Raw genomic sequence first — 17,938 nt, forward strand, 5'->3', positions numbered from 1 at the left:
CGTCGCCCGTCCGCCGCCACGCGGGACCGGTCCCCCGGATGGATGGTGTAGCGCGTTACACCATGTGAGCCGCCACGGAGGAGACCAGCGAGGACCTGGAAGCGCGGGGAGAGTCAGAGCAGGATGCCCGCCAGTCGGCGCCACTCCACGCGCGGGAGGGAGTCGGGGGTCTGTCCGGTCACCACCTGGAGCGCCACGTGGTCGGCGCCCGCCGCGTGGAAGGCCTCGACACGGGCGCGGATACGGTCCTCGTCGCCCCAGGCGAACATCGCGTCCACGAGGCGGTCGCTGCCCCCGTCCGCGAAGTCGGACTCGGCGAAGCCCAGCCGCAAAAAGTTGTTGGTGTAGTTCGGCAGCGACAGATAGAGGGCGAGGACGCCCCGGGCGAGCGTGCGGGCGCGGTCCGGGTCCGTCTCCAGGACGACCTTGAACTCCGGTGCCAGCAGCGGGACTTCGCCCAGGATCTCGCGGGCCTGCGCGGTGTGCTCCGGCGTCACGAGGTAGGGGAGCGCCCCGGCGGCGCGGTCACGTGAGAGCTCCAGCATCTTCGGGCCGAGGGCGGCGAGCATCCGGCGTCCGGCGGGCACCCCCTTCGCGTCCAGCTCGTCCAGATACGCGACCATGCTCGCGTAGGGGCGACGGTACTGGTCCGCCATCTTGGCGTGGCTCACCCCGAGGCCGAGCACGAAGCGGCCGAGGTGGGCCGTCTCCACCTTCGCGAAGCCCGCGGCGCTCGCGAAGGCGTCCTGTGTCCAGATGCTCTGGATGCTGGTCCCCACGATGAGCCGCTCGGTCGCCGCGAGGAGCGGCGCCGCGTTCTGAGCGGTGCCGCTGCCGCCCAACCAGGCCGCGCCGAAGCCGAGTTGCTCCAGCTCGGCGGCGGCCTCGGCGCGCTCGCCACGCCCCTGCGGATCCTCCGAGCGCAGGCCCGCGCTCCAGATGCCGTACCGCCCGACGGCCTCCTTGAGCGAGCGGACCTGGCTCTCGGTCGTGACGTCGTTCATCGATTCCGATCCCTTCGGTGTGCACGGGCTGTCGGCGGCGGAACCACCGTTGCCTGCGAACGTGTTCGACACTACGGTCCTCTTCGATCACCCGCTCTCGATCATCGCCCGTCGAAGGAGACATTTGCGGCAGCGGACCACGCGGGTCGTCCGGAATCCGGTCCTCGCCGGCTCGCATCCGGACCCGTCCATCCTCCGCGTGGGAGCCGGGTGCTGCGCCTGGCGGCCCGTGACCGGGGCGAGCTCACCGTCGACGAAGCGGGCGGGGAACCCCTCGGCGACACCACGCGGCTGCGCCTCGGTCTCGACCTCGACGGATCCGCCCTGCGCTTCCGCTACGACACGGGGCCCGGCTGGCGTCCCCTCGGCCCGACACTCGACGCGACCGTGCTCTCCGACGAACACGCCGAGGAGATGGAGGGCGAGCGGATCCGCGCCCTCGGGTTCACCGGAGCGTTCGTCGGACTCTGGGCCTGGGACCTGACCGGGGGCGGGCTGCCGGCCGACTTCGACGAGGCGACGTACCGCACTTAGGGTCTGTCGTTCGGATCAGGACCGGGCCGCCGGGTGGCGGGTAGGCGTCCGCTTTCGGGTGACCCCTCAGCCTGTCGTCGGGCCCGGCGGTTCGGCGTGTCCGAGCATCGCAGTCGACCGGGGCGTCGCCGCCCGCACCGTCCGCCGCCGGAGCCCGCCGTGCACATCTTGCTCGTGGCCAGCGCCTTCAACAGCCTCACCCAGCGCGTCCACGTCGAACTGCGCGACCACGGGCACACGGTCGCGGTGGAACTCGCTCTGCCCGAGCGCCCGTTGGCCGAGGCCGTCCGACGGCACGCGCCGGACCTCGTGCTCGCGCCCATGCTGAAGACGGCGATCCCCCGCGAGGTGTGGGCCGCGTACCCGTGCTTCATCGTCCACCCCGGGCCCTTCGGGGACCGGGGGCCGTCCTCGCTGGACTGGGCGATCCAGCGGGGCGCCGACCGATGGGGGGTGACGGTCCTTCAGGCGGTCGAGGACATGGACGCAGGGGACGTCTGGGCGTCCGTCGACTGCGTGGTCCCGCCGGTGGGAAAGAGCGACCTGTACCGGGGCGAGATCGCCGACGCCGCGCTCACGGCCGTCCTGCTCGCCGTGGAACGCTTCGCCTCCGGCACCCACACCCCGCGCCCACAGGGCCCGGCCCACGCCGAGTACACCCCGGTGCGCATCCGCCCGTACCTCGACCAGGGCGTCCGGCGGATCGACTGGCACGCCGACTCCACCGAGACCGTCCTGCGCAAGCTGCGCGCGGCGGACTCGCAGCCCGGCGTGCTGGACGTGCTGTGCGGCGCCGAGTGGTACCTGCACGGCGGCCACCCCGAGGGCGGCCTGCGCGGCGCCCCGGGGGAGTTGCTCGCCACCCGGGCCGGGGCGATCTGCCGGGCCACGAAGGACGGCGCCGTGTGGATCCCCGAGCTGCGGCGCAGGCGCGCTCCGGGATGGCCGCCCACGTACAAACTGCCCGCCGTACAGGCCCTCGGCGACCGGCTGCCGTCCCTGCCGGAGCTCGCCGCACCGGATTCCGCGGACCCGCGCCGGCGCACCTGGACGGACATCGGGTACCGGGAGGAGGGGAGCGTCGGAGTCCTCTCGTTCTCGTTCCCCGGCGGCGCGATGAGCACCACGCAGTGCCGACGCCTTCTCGACGCCTACCGGCAGGCGTGCGCGCGGCCCACCTCGGTGCTGGTGCTGGGCGGGCAGCGGGACTTCTTCGCCAACGGAATCCACCTCAACGTCATCGAGGCCGCCGAGGACCCCGCCGCCGAGTCCTGGGCCAACATCAACGCCATCGACGACCTCGTCGAGGCGGTCCTGACCACCACGGACCGGCTCGTGGTCTCCGCGGTCGCGGGCAACGCCGCGGCGGGCGGGATGATGCTCGCCCTCGCCGCCGACGAGGTCTGGTGCCGCGCCGGCGCCGTACTCAACCCGCACTACCGGCTCATGGGCCTGTACGGCTCGGAGTACTGGACGTACACCCTGCCGCGCCGTGTGGGTGCGGCGACGGCCGACCGACTGCTCGGCGAGGCCCTGCCGATGAGCGCGGCGAGCGCCCACGACCTCGGGCTCGTCGACCGGGTGGTCGACTGCGGCCCCGGGGACTTCGCCGCGGAGGTCGGCCGCCTCGCGGCCCGGCTGGCGGCGCTGCCGGGTTCACCGTCCCGGATCGCCGCGAAGAAGGCCGAACTGGAACGTCAGGAGTGCGGCGAGCCCCTGGCCGCCTTCCGGGAGCGGGAGCTGACCAGGATGCGCCACACCTTCGACGACCCGGACGCCCCCTACCACGCACTGCGCCGCGCGTTCGTCCACAAGCGGCGACCGCGGTCCACCCCTCTGCACCTCGGCCTCGCGGCGACCACGGCCGCGAGGGCGGCGGCGGGAGCGGATCGGTCCACGCGGACGCGTGTCACCGGAACGGCCCTGGATGACCTCTCGCGTCGGCCGGATGGCTGGTACCAAGAGAGCTGATGGTCGAAATGTACGTTTTTATCCCTCACCTCCCCGAGGAGGCGGTCCCATGACAGCGGCGACACCCAGTACGGCCGGCGCGACGAACGCCGGTGGTGCGCCCGCCGACGAGACGCCCACGATCCACATCCTCTGGATCAACGCCGGGCTGAGCTGCGACGGAGACTCCGTCGCGCTGACGGCGGCCATGCAGCCGAGCATCGAACAGATCGCGCTCAGTGATCTGCCGGGTCTGCCCAAGATCGCCGTCCACTGGCCCCTCATCGACTTCGAATGCGGTCCGGTCGGCGGCGCGGACACGTTCATCGAGTGGTTCTTCAAGGGAGAGCGGGGCGAGATCGATCCGTTCGTGCTGGTCGTCGAGGGGTCCATCCCCAACGAGTCGATCAAGCCCGAGGGCTACTGGTGCGGCTTCGGCGACAATCCCGAGACCGGCCAGCCGATCACGACCAGTGAGTGGATCGACCGGCTCGCGCCCAAGGCGCTCGCCGTCGTCGCCATCGGCACCTGTGCCACGTACGGCGGCATCCACGCCATGGCGGGCAACCCGACCGGCGCGATGGGCGTGCCCGACTACCTGGGCTGGGACTGGAAGTCGCACGCCGGCATCCCCATCGTGTGCGTCCCCGGCTGCCCCATCCAGCCCGACAACTTCGCCGAGACACTGACGTACCTGCTCTACCAGGCGGCCGGCTCCGCCCCGATGATCCCGCTCGACGACAAGCTGCGCCCGTCCTGGCTGTTCGGCGCCACCGTGCACGAGGGCTGCGACCGCGCGGGCTACTACGAGCAGGGTGAGTTCGCGACGACCTACGACTCGCCCAAGTGCCTGGTGAAGCTGGGCTGTTGGGGCCCGGTCGTCAAGTGCAACGTGCCCAAGCGAGGCTGGATGAACGGCATCGGCGGCTGTCCGAACGTCGGCGGTATCTGCATCGCCTGCACCATGCCCGGGTTCCCCGACAAGTTCATGCCGTTCATGGACGAACCTCCCGGCGCGAAATTGTCCGTCACGGCCAGCGGCGCCTACGGGGCGGTCATCCGCAGACTCAGGTCGCTCACGACCAACACCGTGGACAAGGAGCCGAAGTGGCGCCACACGGGAGACAAGATCACCACCGGATACCGGCCGCCGTGGTGAACCCCCGACCCACCTGAGACGCAGCTCCACCACCCCGTCCACACCCTCCCGGACCACCCGCGAAGAAGGGCACGACACACACGATGGCACCGAAGACGAAGGCGGCCGGCGACGGTAGCGGCCTGATGGAGATGGCCTGGGACCCGATCACGAGGATCGTGGGCAGCCTGGGCATCCACACGAAGATCGACTTCAAGCAGAAGCGGGTCGCGGAGTGCTACAGCACCTCGTCCGTCTTCCGCGGCTACAGCGTCTTCATGCGCGGCAAGGACCCCCGCGACGCGCACTTCATCACCAGCCGCATCTGCGGGATCTGCGGGGACAACCACGCCACCTGCTCGGTGTACGCGCAGAACATGGCGTACGGCGTGAAGCCCCCGCACCTCGGTGAGTGGATCATCAACCTCGGCGAGTCCGCCGAGTACATGTTCGACCACAACATCTTCCAGGAGAACCTGGTCGGGGTCGACTACTGCGAGAAGATGGTCAAGGAGACCAACCCGGGCGTCCTCGAACTCGCCGAGCGCACCGAGGCGCCGCACGCCGCCGAGCACGGCTACCGCACGATCGCCGACATCATGCGGTCCCTCAACCCCCTCGAAGGCGAGTTCTACCGCGAGGCGCTCCAGGTGAGCCGCTACACCCGGGAGATGTTCTGCCTCATGGAGGGCCGCCATGTGCACCCCTCCACGCTCTACCCGGGCGGCGTCGGCACCATCGCCTCGGTCCAGCTCTTCACGGACTACCTCAGCCGTCTGATGCGCTACGTGGAGTTCATGAAGCGGGTCGTCCCCCTCCACGACGACCTGTTCGACTTCTTCTACGAGGCCCTTCCCGGGTACGAGGAAGTGGGACGCCGACGGGTGCTGCTCGGCTGCTGGGGCGCGCTCAACGACCCCGAGTACTGCGACTTCACCTACGCCAACATGACGGACTGGGGCCGGCGGATGTTCGTCACCCCCGGCGTGATCGTCGACGGCAAGCTCGTCACCAACGACCTCACCAAGATCAACCTCGGTATCCGCATCCTGCTGGGCAGTTCGTACTACGAGGACTGGGAGGGCCAGGAGCAGTTCGTCACCCACGACCCGCTCGGCAACCCGGTCGACCCGCGCCACCCGTGGAACCAGCACACCATCCCCGCCCCGCAAAAGCGGAATTTCGACGACAAGTACAGCTGGGTCATGTCGCCCCGCTGGTTCGACGGCAAGGACCACCTCGCCCTCGACACCGGCGGCGGCCCCATCGCCCGCCTGTGGTCCACGGCCCTGTCCGGCCTCGTCGACACGGGCTATGTGAAGGCGACCGGCCACAGCGTGGTCATCAACCTGCCGCGCACCATGAACAAGCCCGAGACCACCTTCGAGTGGAAGATCCCGCGCTGGAGCAACGCGCTGGAACGCAACCGGGCGCGCACCTACTTCCAGGCCTACACCGCCGCCGTCGCCCTGCACTTCGCGGAGAAGGCGCTGGAGGAGGTCCGCGCCGGGCGCACCCAGACCTGGGAGAAGTTCGAGGTGCCCGACGAGAGCATCGGCGTCGGCTTCACCGAGGCGGTGCGTGGTGTGCTCTCCCACCACATGGTGATCCGCGACGGCAAGATCGCCAACTACCACCCGTACCCGCCGACCCCGTGGAACGCCAGCACCAGGGACACCTACGGCACACCCGGCCCGTACGAGGACGCCGTGCAGAACACGCCGATCTTCGAGGAGAACTCCCCCGAGAACTTCAAGGGCATCGACATCATGCGTGCCGTCCGCAGCTTCGACCCCTGTCTGCCGTGCGGCGTGCACATGTACGTCGGTGGCGGCAAGACCGTCCAGAAGATGCACATGCCCACCGGCCTGAGCGGACTGGGCGGATGAGCGCGGGCACGACCATCGAGGCGACGAAGGCGGCACCGGCGGTCGACGCGGTGCGCACCGGGCAGCGGATCGAGGACGTACTCGACCGGCTCGCCACCACCGGTGACCCGGCCGCCCGCGCGGCGGCCGAGGAACTCGTCCAGGCCCTCATGGACTTCTACGGTGCGGGCCTGGCCCGGATGCTCCACCTGTTGTCCACGCCCGTGGGCCGCGGAACCCCCGGTGATCCCCTGGCGGGCCTGCTCGGCGACGAACTGGTCGCGAGCCTCCTCGTCCTGCACGATCTGCACCCCGAGGACCGGACGACCCGCATCACCCGCGCGCTCGACAGCGTCCGCGACCACGAACTGGACGTCGTGGACTTCGACGAGGAGACGGGCACCCTCCGGCTGCGGGCGGCCGGAGGCGGCGGATGCGGCTGCGCGGCGAGCGGTACGACGGCCCAGCAGGCGGCCGAGGGCGCGCTGGCCTGCTTCGCGCCGGAGGTCACGGCGGTCGAGGTACAGGCCGCCGGCCGCTCGGGGGAGCCCACGCTGCTCCAGATCGGCACCGGCCCCGGGACCCGCGCCACCGCCGCCGCCCCGGCTCCGGCGAAGGCCCCGTGAACGCGCCCCCGGTTCCCCGACCGGCCACGCGCGACTCCGGGCTGCGCAGGTTCCTGACCGGACGTGAACCGCGGCCGGAGCGCTGCGGACTGTGCGCGGTGGCGGTGGACGAGGCGCGCCACCGCCACCTGGTGGACATCGAGCAGCGGGCCATCGTCTGCGCCTGTACGTCCTGCGCCCTGCTGATGGAACAGCCGGGCGCCGCACGCGGCCGTTTCCGCGCGGTTCCGGACCGCTTTCTCACCGACCCGGACCACCACCTCGACGACGGGGCCTGGGAGGCGCTGCAGATCCCGGTCGGCGTCGCCTTCTTCTTCCGCAACGCCGCGCTCGACCGGCTGGTGGCCCTCTATCCGAGCCCGGCCGGGGCCACCGAGAGCGAGCTCGATCCGGCGACGTGGAGCGCCGTCCTCGGCGACAGCCGCCTCGCCGAACTCCTCGAACCCGATGTGGAGGCGCTGCTGCTGCGCCGCCACGAGGGCCGCTGCGAGTGCTATCTCGTGCCCGTCGACATCTGCTACGAACTGGTCGGCCGGATGCGCCTGTTGTGGCAGGGCTTCGACGGCGGCGCCGAGGCCCGCGCCGCCCTCGACACCTTCTTCGAACACGTCGGGCGACGCGCCCGCCCCGTACGCGAGGAGGGCCCGGCGTGACGGAGTTCGCCTTCGCCTGCACCGGTGTGCGCGCGGACCGGTTCGCCGCCGGACCGACCCTGGTCTTCCGGCTGCGCATCACCGCGACCGGAGACGAACCGGTCCACGCCATGGCGCTGCGCTGCCAGATCCGCATCGAGCCCGCCAAGCGCGGCTACGAGACCGCGGAGGCCGAGGGGCTCGCCGACCTCTTCGGCGAGCGCTCGCGCTGGGGCAGCACCCTCCAGCCGGTGCAGTTCGCCCAGGTCTCCGTCATGGTCCCCGCCTTCACCGGGGAGACCGAGACGGACCTCGTCGTGCCGTGCACGTACGACATGGACATCGCCGCGACCCGCTACTTCGACGCCCTGACCGGCGGCGAGGTGCCGCTGCTGATGCTGTTCTCCGGCACGGCGTTCACCGGAGCGGGCGGCTTCCGCGTCGAACCCGTCCCGTGGGACCGGGAGGCGGTCTTCCGGATGCCGGTGGCCACCTGGCGGGAGATGGTCGAGCAGCACTTCCCCGGCTGCGGCTGGATCCGGCTGCCCCGCGACACCATGGACGCCCTGCTCGCCTTCCGCTCCCGACGGGCCCTGCCCTCCTGGGAGGCGACCGTGCGGGCCCTGCTCGACGAGAGCGGCGGAGCAGCTCCCGCACCACCCCGAAGATTCAGTCTCACCGGCATCGCCAGCACCACCGGAAGGACCGCTCCGTGAGCGTGACCACGTTCGCCCCGGAGACCGAGGCCCGCCTCGCCGTCGCCCGGCAGGTGGCCGACGCCGTCCTCTTCGAGGGCTACGTGCTCTACCCGTACCGTGCCTCCGCGGCCAAGAACCGGCTGCGCTGGCAGTTCGGCGTGCTCGTCCCGCCCGCCTGGGGCGCCGACCGCGAGGAGCACGAATTCCAGCACACCGAATGCCTGATGGAACCCAAGGCGGACGCCACCCTCGCGGTCGAGCTGCGCTTCCTGCGCGCCCGGCGCCGCACGGTCCAACAGGCGCGCCCGGACGGCGGCTTCGAGACGGTTCCCGAACTCCGGCTCGGCGACCGGACGCTGGTCCCCTGGGACGAGGGAACGGAGGAGCGCGTCGAGGCGGTCGCACCCGTCGACGAACTCCTGGGTGAAGGAGTGAGGGTCCCCTTCGACCGCCCCGCGGGTGAGGACACCGAGCCCGTCCTCGACGAGAGCGGTCGCGTCGTCGGCCGGATGGTCCGCCGCCACGAAGAGACGAGCGGCGTACTCCGGTTGTCCGCGAGCGAACTCGACGGGCCCTACCGCGTGTTGCGGCTGACCGCGGTCGTCGAGAACACCAGCACCTGGACACCCCCGGACGGCACCGCGGCCGACCGGGACGCGGCCCTCCCGCGCTCCCTGGTCGCCACCCACCTCCTCATGGGGCTCGGCGCGGGGTCGTTCCTTTCGATGACGGATCCCCCCGAGTGGGCGAAGGACGCGGTCGCGACCTGCCGCAATCTGCACACCTGGCCGGTCCTCGCCGGCGAACCCGGGCGCGCGGACGTGGTGTTGTCCTCGCCGATCATCCTGGAGGACCACCCGGCGATCGCCCCGGAAAGCCCCGGGGCCCTGTACGACGCCACCGAGATCGACGAGATCCTCGCCCTGCGCACCGCGGCGCTCACCGACGAGGAGAAGCGCGAGGCCCGGGGCACCGACGACCGGGCGGCCGCCGTGATCGACCTGGCGGACACCATGCCGCCCGAGGTCCTGGAGCGCCTGCACGGGGCGGTGCGCAGTCTGCGCGAGGTGACCGGGACGCGCACGGGAACGGCGTCCGCTCCGGCCGCGGACGGCTTCCCCGACGAGTTCGGCGTGCCGCGACCCGACACCCCGTGGTGGGACCCGGCGAGCGATGCCGGTTTCGACCCGGGGCAGGACCGCATCGTCGTCGACGGCCGGTCGCTGGGCGCGGGAAGCAGGGTGCTGCTGCGGCCCGGGCTGCGCCGCACCGACGCACAGGACCTGTTCCTGGCGGGCCGTACGGCGAAGGTCGAGGCCGTGCTGCACGACGTGGACGGCGGGGTGCACCTGGCCGTGACGGTCGAGGACGATCCGGGCGCCGACATCCGCCGCGAACAGGGCCGTTTCCTCTACTTCCAGCCCGACGAGGTCGAACCACTGGAGGACGAGGCATGAGCCCGCCCCCGGACCCACCCCGCCAGGAGCGCGGCAAGGTCCTCGTCGCCGGGATCGGGAACATCTTCCTCGGGGACGACGGCTTCGGCGTGGAAACCGTGCGCGCGCTCACCGGGCGGCAACTGCCCCCGCACGTCGAGGCCGTGGACATCGGCGTACGGGGCGTGCACCTCGCGTACCAGGTCCTCGACGGCTACGACACCCTGATCCTGGTGGACGCCACCGCGCGCGGCGAGCGCCCCGGCACCCTGTACGTCATCGAGCACGACGGCGCCGACGCGGGCGAGCCGCACGGCGTCCCGCTCGACGGCCACCGGATGACCCCCGACACGGTGCTCGCACTGCTGGGGACCCTCTGCGCCACAACCGGTGGGCAGCCGCCGCGCCGCACGCTGGTCGTGGGATGCGAACCCGCCTCCGTCGAGGAGGGCATCGGGCTCAGCCCGCCGGTCTCGGCCGCCGTGCCGGAGGCCGTCCGGCTGATCGAAGAGTTGCTGCGGGCCGACGAACCGGGAGAGTCCGCGCCGCGGGCCACGGTCGGCGAAGCCGCGAAGTGAGGAGAGAAGCCATGATCAAGACCCTCGTCGGCGGCGTGCTGGCCGCCGCTGTCACCGCCGTCCTCGTGCAGATCCTGCCCGACCTCAGACGCTACCTGCGGATCCGGAGCATGTGAGCCGACACCTTCCCCTCGTACGCCCTCCGTTGTCTCCGCCGTGCCGTGCCGTTGCGGCGAACGGCGTACGTGGCCGGCCGACGACGGCGTGCCGGTCCGCCGCCCTCCGACGCCTCCCCTCTAATGAGGGGCGGCGGACGCCCTGCCCGAGACGGAGACCGATCGATGCACGAGATGTCCCTCGCGATGGCGGTGATCGGCCAGGTGGAAGAGGCGGCGCAGCGGGCCGGCGCCGTCACGGCCGTGCGCTCGGTGCGGCTTCAGGTGGGCGAGCTGGCGGGTGTCGTACCCGACGCCCTCTCCTTCTGCTTCGAACTGGCCTGCGCCGGAACCGTGCTGGAAGGCGCTGAACTGGTCACCGAAGCCGTGCCGGGACGGGCCCGCTGCGCATCCTGCGCGCACGAATGGGCCGTCGGCATGCCGCCCGCGCTGACCTGCCCGCGGTGCGGCGGAGCCACCACGGAGCTACTGGCGGGCCGGGAACTCCAGATCCTCAGTGTGCAGTGGGAGGACGGCCCGACGCACGCCCACCCCCGCGAACCGATCTCCGAGGAGCGCTGAACCATGTGCCGTGTGGTCGACCTGCAGCAAGCCGTCCTGGCCAAGAACGACGAGACCGCGCACACCCTGCGCGTCGGCCTCGCGGCCCGCGGCACCACGGTCGTCAACCTGCTCTCCAGCCCCGGCAGCGGCAAGACCGCCCTGCTGGAACGGGAACTGGGACTCGCGCGCGAGCGGTCCGTGCCGGTCGCGGCGCTCACCGCCGACCTCGCCACCGAGAACGACGCGGAGCGGCTGGCCCGCTCGGGCGTCCCGGTCAAGCAGGTCCTCACGGACGGGCTGTGCCACCTGGAGGCCGGGATGCTCGGCCGCCACCTGGAGGGCTGGCTGCCCGACGACACCCGGCTGCTGTTCGTCGAGAACGTCGGCAACCTCGTCTGCCCGGCCTCCTACGACCTCGGGGAGACCCTGAGAGTGGTGCTCGCCTCCGTGACCGAGGGCGAGGACAAGCCGCTCAAGTACCCGACCGCCTTCGGCCTCGCCCACCTGGTGGTGGTCACCAAGACCGACATCGCCGAGGCCGTCGAGTTCGACGAGGCGGCGTTCCGCGCGAACGTCGAGCGGGTCAACCCCGGAGTGGACGTGCTGCTGACCTCGGCCCGCCGGGACCGGGGCGTCGGCGCCGTGCTCGACCGGGCGCTGGCTGCCGCGGACGGCGTCCCGCTCCATGAGCCCGTCATGGCACGCCGACCCGACGGCGCCTCACACACCCACCGACATCACGGCCACGAGCACCAGCACGGCACCGGCGCCATGGCGCACTCCCACTCGTGAGCGGTCCGCCCTCCGCGGCCGCCGTCGCCGACGGGACACCGCTGCGCCGACGGGTCACCGTACGGGGTGTGGTGCAGGGCGTCGGCTTCCGCCCGTACGTCTACACCCTCGCCACCGGCCTCGAACTGTCCGGCCATGTCACCAACACCCCGGAGGGCGTCATCGCGGAGGTCGAGGGCGCCCCCTCGGCCGTCGCCCGCTTCTGCGACCGCATCGCCGTCCAGGCACCGCCGCTGGCCCGGGTGGACTCCGTGCACCACGACGACGTACCCGTCACCGGTGAGGCGGCGTTCACCATCCTCGCCTCCCGCACGGGCGGCCGGGCGGGCACCCTGATCCCGCCGGACACGGCCACCTGCGCCGACTGCCTGCGCGAACTCGCCGACCCCTCCGACCGGCGCCACCGCCACCCCTTCATCAACTGCACGCACTGCGGCCCCCGGTTCACCATCGTCACCGGCCTGCCCTACGACCGCTCCCACACCACCATGGCCGGCTTCCCGATGTGCTCCGCCTGCGCCCGCGAGTACGCCGATCCGGCCGACCGCCGCTTCCACGCGCAACCCGTCGCCTGCCCGGCCTGCGGTCCCCGACTTCGGCTGCTCGTCCCCCGACCGGGCGTGAGCGGCCCTGTGGAGCCCTTCGAGGGAGCGGACCCGGTCGCCGAGGCCCGCCGGCTCCTGGCGGGTGGCGCGATCCTCGCGGTCAAGGGCCTCGGCGGCTACCACCTGGCCTGCGACGCCACGAACCCCGAAGCCGTCGCCCTGCTGCGCCGCCGCAAGGCCCGAGGGGACAAACCCTTCGCCGTCATGGCCCGGAGCCTCGACGACCTCTGGCACCTCGTTCGGATCGGCGCCGAGGAGCGGAGCCTGCTCGACGGCGCCACCCGGCCCATCGTGTTGCTGCGTCGCCGTAGGGAGGTACCCGTGGCGGGGGCACCACGGCCCGCCGACTCCGTCGCGCCCGGCAGCCCCGACCTCGGCGTCATGCTGCCGTACACCCCCCTGCACCACCTGCTGTTCGGACTGCCCGGCGACCTCGAGGGGCCCCCGTTGCTCGTCATGACCAGCGGCAACGTGTCCGGTGAGCCGATCGTCACCGACGACGGTGAGGCACTGGAGCGGCTGGCGCGGCTGGCCGACGGCTGGCTCACCCACGACCGGCCGATCCATGTGCCGTGCGACGACTCGGTGGTGCGCGTGTGCGACGGCGCGTTGTTGCCGCTGCGCCGTGCCCGCGGCTACGCGCCCCTGCCGCTGACCCTGCCGGTCCCGGTGCGCCCGGCCCTCGCCGTCGGCGGGGACCTCAAGAACGTGCTCTGCCTCGGCGAGGGCCGCCGGGCCTGGCTGTCCGCCCACATCGGCGACATGGACGACCTCGCCACCCAGCACGCCTTCGAACGCGCCGTGGCCCAACTGGAGTCCATCACCCCCGTACGGCCCGAACTGCTCGCGGCCGACCGGCACCCCGCATACCGTTCGGCGCGCTGGGCCGACCGGAACGCGTCGGGCCGGCCCGTCGTACGCGTCCAGCACCACCACGCCCATGTCGCGGCCGCGATGGCCGAACACGGGCTGGACGGCAGCCGTCCGGTGATCGGGGTCGCCTTCGACGGCACGGGTTACGGCGAGGACGGTGCGGTGTGGGGCGGGGAGATCCTGCTCGCCGACTACGACGGCTTCACCCGGTTCGGACACCTCGCCTATGCGCCGCTGCCCGGTGGTGACGCGGCGGTGCGACGGCCGTACCGGATGGCGCTCGCGCATCTGCGCGCGGCGGGGATCGACTGGTCGGACGAGCTGGCCTGCGTGAGCGCCTGCCCGCCCGACGAACGGCGCGTGCTGGAGCGGCAGTTGGAGCGCGACCTGAACTGCGTCCCCACCTCCAGCATGGGCCGCCTCTTCGACGCCGTGTCCTCCCTCGTGGGCGTGTGCCATGCGGTCGGCTACGAGGCCCAGGCGGCGATGGAGCTGGAGGCCGCGGCGCTGGGGGCTCCCGCCGGGGACCCTGTCGCGTACGCGTTCGCCCTACGACCGGCAGGGCCGACCGACAGTTCACCCGTCCTCGCGGATCCCGCACCTGTGCTCGCGGCGATCGTCGAGGACCTGCGGGTGGGGGCCGGACCGGCCGTCGTCGCGGCGCGCTTCCATCGGGCCGTCGCCGGTCTCGTGCACCGTGTCTGTGCGCTGGCGCGTGAACGGCACGCGGTGGAGACGGTGGCCCTGACCGGCGGGGTGTTCGCCAACTCGTTGCTGTCCTCCGCCTGCGCGGCGGCCCTGGGTGCGGACGGTTTCACGGTCCTGCGCCACCGCCTGGTCCCGCCGGGCGACGGCGGTCTGGCCCTCGGGCAGCTCGTGGTGGCCGCGCGTGCCGAGGACCGTACCCGAGCCAACGACTGACCAACAGAGAGGAGAGGCTCATGTGCCTGGCGGTACCCGGCAGAGTGCTGGACATCGAGGAACGGGACGGCACCCGGATGGCCAACGTCGACTTCGGCGGTGTGGTCAAGGAGGTGTGCCTGGAGTACCTGCCCGACCTCCAGGTCGGCGAGTACGCCATCGTGCACGTCGGATTCGCCCTGCAGCGCCTCGACGAGGAGTCGGCGAAGCAGACGCTCGAACTGTTCGCCACCCTCGGCCTGCTGCAGGAGGAGTTCGGCGACCCCTGGGAGATGGCCGCGGAGGCGGGCGAGGCCCTGCCGTCCGCGGGAGAGGAGGCGCGGAAGTGAAGTACATCGACGAGTTCCAGGACCCCGACCTGGCACGTCGGCTGCTCGACGACATCCACTCCACGGTGACCAGGCCATGGGCGCTGATGGAGGTCTGCGGCGGACAGACGCACACCATCATCCGCCACGGCATCGACCAACTCCTGCCGGATCAGGTCGAGTTGATCCACGGGCCAGGGTGTCCCGTGTGTGTGACCCCGTTGGAGGTCATCGACAAGGCGCTGGAGATCGCCTCCCGGCCCGGAGTGATCTTCTGCTCCTTCGGCGACATGCTCCGGGTGCCCGGCACGGGACGGGACCTGTTCCAGGTGCGGGGCGCGGGCGGCGACGTACGGGTCGTGTACTCGCCGCTCGACGCCCTGCGGATCGCCCAGCAGAACCCCGACCGCCAGGTCGTCTTCTTCGGCATCGGCTTCGAGACGACCGCGCCACCCAACGCGATGACGGTGTATCAGGCCCGCAAGCTCGGCATCCCGAACTTCAGCCTGCTGGTGTCCCACGTGCGCGTACCGCCCGCCATCGAGGCGATCATGCAGTCACCGACCTGCCGCGTCCAGGGCTTCCTGGCGGCCGGGCACGTGTGCAGCGTGATGGGGGTGGGGGAGTACCCGGAACTGGCGGAGCGCTACCGGGTCCCGATCGTCGTGACCGGATTCGAACCCCTGGACATCCTCGAAGGCGTACGCCGGACCGTGGCGCAGCTGGAGCGCGGCGAACACACCGTCGACAACGCCTACCCCCGTGCCGTCCGCCCGGAAGGGAACCCGGCGGCGCGGGCCATGCTGGAGGATGTCTTCGAGGTCACCGACCGGGCCTGGCGCGGCATCGGGGTGATCCCCGACAGCGGCTGGCGGCTGTCCCCGAAGTACCGGGAATACGACGCCGAGTACCGTTTCTCGGTCGACGGCATCCAGACCCGCGAACCGGCCGCCTGCCGCAGCGGCGAGGTCCTGCAGGGCCTGCTCAAGCCGCACGAGTGCGAGGCGTTCGGCACGCTCTGCACCCCCCGCACCCCGCTCGGCGCCACCATGGTCTCCAGCGAGGGCGCCTGCGCCGCGTACTACCTCTACCGGCGCCTGGACCTCACCCCCGCGCCCCGGGAGGCGACCCCCGTTGTCTGAGACCACCGGCACCACCACCGAACTCCGTACGCCCGTACTCGACCCCGCCGCCTGGACCTGCCCGGCCCCGCTGCGCGACCAGCCGCGGATCGTCATGGGCCACGGGGGAGGCGGCGCCCTGTCCGCCGAACTCGTCCAGCACGTCTTCGCGCCCGCGTTCGGCGGTGAGGTGCTCGCCCAGCTGGGCGACGCCGCGGCACTGTCGCTGGGTGGTGTCCGGATGGCCTTCTCCACCGACTCCTTCGTGGTGCGGCCACTGTTCTTCCCCGGCGGCAGCATCGGTGACCTCGCCGTCAACGGCACCGTCAACGACCTCGCCATGAGCGGTGCCCGGGCCGCCTACCTCTCCTGCGGCTTCATCCTGGAGGAGGGCGTCGAGATGGAGACCGTCGCCCGTGTGGCCGAGGCGCTCGGCGCGGCGGCGCGGAGCGCGGGCGTCGAGGTCGTGACCGGCGACACCAAGGTGGTGGAGGCCGGTCACGGCGACGGGATCTTCATCAACACGGCCGGTATCGGGCTCATCCCCGCGGGCGTCGATCTGCGCCCGCAGCGGGTCGTGCCCGGCGATGTCGTGATCGTCAGCGGTGCGATCGGCGTGCACGGCGTGGCGATCATGAGCGTGCGTGAGGGCCTGGAGTTCGGGGTGGAGATCGAGAGCGACTGCGCGGCGCTCGGCGGTCTGGTCGACGCCATGCTCGCCGTCACCCCGGATGTGCATGTGCTGCGCGATCCCACCCGGGGCGGGCTGGCCGCCGCCCTGAACGAGATCGCGGTGGCCTCGGGCGCCGGCGTCGTCATCCGGGAGCGTGACGTCCCGGTCCCGCCGGCCGTCGCCAACGCCTGCGCCGTGCTGGGCCTCGACCCGATGTACGTGGCCAACGAGGGCAAGCTGGTGGCGTTCGTGCCCCGCGAGCACGCCGACGCCGTCCTGGACGCCATGCGGGCGCATCCGCTGGGTGCGGAGTCCAGGATCATCGGCGAGGTCGTGGACGCCCATCCGGGCATGGTGGTGGCCCGCACCGGGCTGGGCGGCACCCGGGTGGTCGACCTGCCGATCGGGGAACAGCTGCCGAGGATCTGCTGAGGAGTGGCGGGACGGGCGGCGCGGGCGTCAGGTGGTGAACCCCACGTGGACGACCGCGCGCCCGTCGATCCGCGGTCGTCCACCACTGTGAGAGCGGCCCCGGTGGTCACCCCCCGTAGGGCCGGTGTCCTACGCGAGGCGCTCGGTGTCCCCGACGTCGTTGCGGGACATGGCCAGGTATCCGACGAAGCCGATGATGGCGACGGTCCAGGACAGGGTGACCGGTCCCAGCCCGAGGTCGAGGCCGCCGCGGGCGTGGCTCAGGGCCATCCAGTCGGCGACCGAGGCGCCGAGCGGGCGGGTGATGACGTACGCGGTCCAGAAGGCGGCCACCGCGTTGAGGGCGCCCCACCTGTGCATGACGGCAGGGACGGCGATGGCGACGGCGTACAGCACGGCCGAGCCGAGGTAGCCGAGGCCGACCGTGGCGGAGAGGTCACCGGCGGCGGTGCCGAGCGCGAAGGTGGCCAGCACGGTGGCCCAGTAGAAGAGCTCGCGGCGGCGGGTGTGGATGCTGTGGATGGAGAGGGTCTTCTCGCTGGCGTACCAGACGGCGAACACGGCTGCCAGCGCGGCCATGAAGAAGGGGGTGGAGATCGTGTACGGGACGCCCAGGCCGACGTGCAGGATGTCCGCGGCCATGGTGCCGAACACGCTGACCATCACGATCGCCGTCCAGTAGATCCAGGCGACGTAGCGACGGGCCTTGAGCTGGACGAAGAGCGCCACCACGAGGGCCAGGCCGCCGAGGCCGACGGCGGGGATCGGCCCGAGCTTCTTGGCGAGGAGGTCCGAGGCGGTCTCACCCATGCCGGTGGTCAGCACCTTGATCACCCAGAAGTAGACGGTGACTTCCGGGACCTTGCTCGCCAGATGGGTGGGGTCGGCGGCGCGACGACGGCGGGTGAGGTGCTCTGTGCTCATGCCCGCACGATGACATGGCGAACAGTGCTGGCCACAGGGGTTTTTGCCATTGCTTTGGGGCTTCTGGTGCAGGAGTTGCCAGGGCCCGCGAGGGGCCTGAACACAACCTGAACACCCACGCCGTGACCCCCGGATCCGTTGGGAAACGGCATACGTCCGATGATAC

General features: G+C 71.8%; 18 protein-coding genes. 16 read left to right on the plus strand and 2 right to left on the minus strand.

Annotated features, from left to right (window positions below):
* Window positions 1-113 precede the first annotated feature (113 nt).
* Entirely contained in the window at window positions 114-1,004 is an 891-nt protein-coding gene (locus AAFF41_RS43485; protein ID WP_319751113.1) for an LLM class F420-dependent oxidoreductase, read from the minus strand.
* Window positions 1,005-1,214: 210 nt separating this feature from the next.
* Here AAFF41_RS43485 and AAFF41_RS43490 point away from each other — a divergent pair, with 210 nt between their 5' ends.
* The 16 genes from AAFF41_RS43490 (at window position 1,215) to hypE (ending at window position 16,848) form a co-directional block, all read left to right on the plus strand.
* On the plus strand, window positions 1,215-1,538 hold the full coding sequence (locus tag AAFF41_RS43490; protein ID WP_319751112.1) for a beta-xylosidase family glycoside hydrolase: 324 nt from the start codon (window positions 1,215-1,217) through the stop codon (window positions 1,536-1,538).
* A gap of 159 nt (window positions 1,539-1,697) precedes the next feature.
* A complete protein-coding gene (locus tag AAFF41_RS43495; protein ID WP_319751111.1) occupies window positions 1,698-3,509 on the plus strand; it encodes an enoyl-CoA hydratase-related protein in 1,812 nt (603 codons plus the stop codon).
* A 49-nt stretch (window positions 3,510-3,558) separates the two neighbouring features.
* Window positions 3,559-4,647 carry an NADH-quinone oxidoreductase subunit B family protein gene (locus AAFF41_RS43500; RefSeq protein ID WP_319751110.1) on the plus strand — a complete coding sequence of 363 codons (1,089 nt, stop codon included), beginning with the start codon at window positions 3,559-3,561 and terminating at the stop codon, window positions 4,645-4,647.
* A gap of 83 nt (window positions 4,648-4,730) precedes the next feature.
* Window positions 4,731-6,515, plus strand: coding sequence for a nickel-dependent hydrogenase large subunit (locus AAFF41_RS43505; RefSeq protein ID WP_343325801.1), 1,785 nt, complete (start codon window positions 4,731-4,733; stop codon window positions 6,513-6,515).
* Window positions 6,512-7,120, plus strand: coding sequence for a hypothetical protein (locus AAFF41_RS43510; RefSeq protein ID WP_343325802.1), 609 nt, complete (start codon window positions 6,512-6,514; stop codon window positions 7,118-7,120). Before AAFF41_RS43505 ends, AAFF41_RS43510 begins: the two co-directional genes overlap by 4 nt.
* Window positions 7,117-7,773: a DUF5947 family protein gene (locus tag AAFF41_RS43515; RefSeq protein ID WP_060896001.1), complete on the plus strand. Its 657-nt coding sequence runs from the start codon at window positions 7,117-7,119 to the stop codon at window positions 7,771-7,773. The genes AAFF41_RS43510 and AAFF41_RS43515 overlap by 4 nt, the downstream gene beginning before the upstream one ends.
* A complete protein-coding gene (locus AAFF41_RS43520) occupies window positions 7,770-8,468 on the plus strand; it encodes a DUF6084 family protein (RefSeq protein WP_319751107.1) in 699 nt (232 codons plus the stop codon). The genes AAFF41_RS43515 and AAFF41_RS43520 overlap by 4 nt, the downstream gene beginning before the upstream one ends.
* A complete protein-coding gene (locus AAFF41_RS43525; protein ID WP_343325803.1) occupies window positions 8,465-9,907 on the plus strand; it encodes a hypothetical protein in 1,443 nt (480 codons plus the stop codon). Before AAFF41_RS43520 ends, AAFF41_RS43525 begins: the two co-directional genes overlap by 4 nt.
* A complete protein-coding gene (locus AAFF41_RS43530) occupies window positions 9,904-10,464 on the plus strand; it encodes a hydrogenase maturation protease (RefSeq protein ID WP_343325804.1) in 561 nt (186 codons plus the stop codon). Before AAFF41_RS43525 ends, AAFF41_RS43530 begins: the two co-directional genes overlap by 4 nt.
* 11 nt (window positions 10,465-10,475) lie before the next feature.
* Window positions 10,476-10,580, plus strand: a complete 105-nt coding sequence (locus tag AAFF41_RS51920; protein WP_371643157.1) for a DUF6893 family small protein — start codon at window positions 10,476-10,478, stop codon at window positions 10,578-10,580.
* A 165-nt stretch (window positions 10,581-10,745) separates the two neighbouring features.
* Complete coding sequence (gene hypA, locus AAFF41_RS43535) at window positions 10,746-11,141, plus strand: hydrogenase maturation nickel metallochaperone HypA (protein ID WP_319751104.1); 396 nt, start codon at window positions 10,746-10,748, stop codon at window positions 11,139-11,141.
* A gap of 3 nt (window positions 11,142-11,144) precedes the next feature.
* Entirely contained in the window at window positions 11,145-11,915 is a 771-nt protein-coding gene (gene hypB / locus AAFF41_RS43540; protein WP_343325805.1) for a hydrogenase nickel incorporation protein HypB, read from the plus strand.
* Window positions 11,912-14,314, plus strand: coding sequence for a carbamoyltransferase HypF (gene hypF / locus AAFF41_RS43545; RefSeq protein WP_343325806.1), 2,403 nt, complete (start codon window positions 11,912-11,914; stop codon window positions 14,312-14,314). The genes hypB and hypF overlap by 4 nt, the downstream gene beginning before the upstream one ends.
* 20 nt (window positions 14,315-14,334) lie before the next feature.
* A complete protein-coding gene (locus tag AAFF41_RS43550) occupies window positions 14,335-14,643 on the plus strand; it encodes a HypC/HybG/HupF family hydrogenase formation chaperone (protein ID WP_054232499.1) in 309 nt (102 codons plus the stop codon).
* Window positions 14,640-15,764, plus strand: a complete 1,125-nt coding sequence (gene hypD, locus AAFF41_RS43555; protein ID WP_319751101.1) for a hydrogenase formation protein HypD — start codon at window positions 14,640-14,642, stop codon at window positions 15,762-15,764. Before AAFF41_RS43550 ends, hypD begins: the two co-directional genes overlap by 4 nt.
* A gap of 94 nt (window positions 15,765-15,858) precedes the next feature.
* Window positions 15,859-16,848, plus strand: a complete 990-nt coding sequence (hypE, locus tag AAFF41_RS43560; RefSeq protein ID WP_343326448.1) for a hydrogenase expression/formation protein HypE — start codon at window positions 15,859-15,861, stop codon at window positions 16,846-16,848.
* Window positions 16,849-16,977: 129 nt separating this feature from the next.
* Here the strand turns inward: hypE and AAFF41_RS43565 are convergent, their stop codons facing one another.
* The gene (locus tag AAFF41_RS43565; protein WP_319751100.1) at window positions 16,978-17,772 is read right to left on the minus strand and encodes a COG4705 family protein; all 795 of its coding nucleotides are present in this window, start codon (window positions 17,770-17,772) and stop codon (window positions 16,978-16,980) included.
* Window positions 17,773-17,938 lie beyond the last annotated feature (166 nt).

Source organism: Streptomyces mirabilis (genome assembly GCF_039503195.1).
In the GTDB taxonomy this organism is placed as follows: Bacteria; Actinomycetota; Actinomycetes; order Streptomycetales; family Streptomycetaceae; genus Streptomyces; species Streptomyces mirabilis_D.